The 764-nt window shown below is 61.6% G+C and carries 1 protein-coding gene and 1 pseudogene; both read left to right on the top strand.

Features of this window, described 5'->3' with window-relative positions:
- Positions 1-185 (top strand): annotated as a pseudogene (locus tag EOB49_RS20570) (FAD-dependent oxidoreductase); the annotation flags it as partial.
- The gene (locus EOB49_RS20565; RefSeq protein ID WP_127382077.1) at positions 185-667 is read left to right on the top strand and encodes a MarR family transcriptional regulator; all 483 of its coding nucleotides are present in this window, start codon (positions 185-187) and stop codon (positions 665-667) included. The pseudogene EOB49_RS20570 and the gene EOB49_RS20565, both read left to right, overlap by 1 nt.
- Positions 668-764: the final 97 nt, after the last annotated feature.

The following is a 764-nucleotide window of genomic DNA, read 5'->3' as shown; positions in this document are numbered from 1 at the left end:
ATCTGGTGGGTGGTGATCCCTATGGCGGTTCCTCGACCATCGACCAGTCCTTCCTTTGGCGGCCGTTCAAGAGCAGCCGCAACCATCAGACCGGCATCAAGGGCCTCTACCATATCGGCGCCTCGACCCACCCGGGCGCGGGCCTTGGCGGCGGTTCCGGCTTTCTCCTGGCGGGGAGGCTGTAATGGAAGAGAAGGTCACTGAGAAGCGCCAGCGCATTTCGACCCTGGGGCAGATCGGCCTGCAGCAATTCGCGCCCTATCTGATGAACCGCATCATGGGCCGCTACAACGCCACCCTGCGCGACGATTTTCGCAAGCAAGGCCTGACCATTCCGCAGGTCCGCACGCTGGCCGTGCTGTCGGTCACCGACGGCATCACCGTCAACGACCTCTCGGTCTATACGGTCATCGAGCAGTCGACCTTGAGCCGGACGCTCGACTCACTGGAGGGCCAGGGCCTGGTACGGCGCGAACAGGGTGTCACCGACAGCCGCATCCGCCATGTGTTCCTGACCGACGAGGGCCGCGCCGAGTTCGCGCGCGCCTGGCCGGCCATGCATGACGCGTTCGAGGCGATGTTCGACGATATCGACGACGCTGAATACGCAGCACTGATCACCACGCTTTTGAAGATGCTGAAGAACATTCGCAAGCACGACATTTAGCATTTTCGGAAGAGGTCATGCTCAAGCAGATAGACCTACGCGCCGCCAGCGCAGGGCGGCAACGGAAGGATTGAAAAATGGCCGAACGGTCTTTTGC

The sequence above is a fragment of the Mesorhizobium sp. M7A.F.Ca.MR.148.00.0.0 genome (assembly GCF_003997735.1).
Lineage (GTDB): Bacteria > Pseudomonadota > Alphaproteobacteria > Rhizobiales > Rhizobiaceae > Mesorhizobium.
The sequence above is the reverse complement of the archived record's forward strand: the minus strand, read 5'-3'. Positions and strand labels throughout refer to the sequence as shown.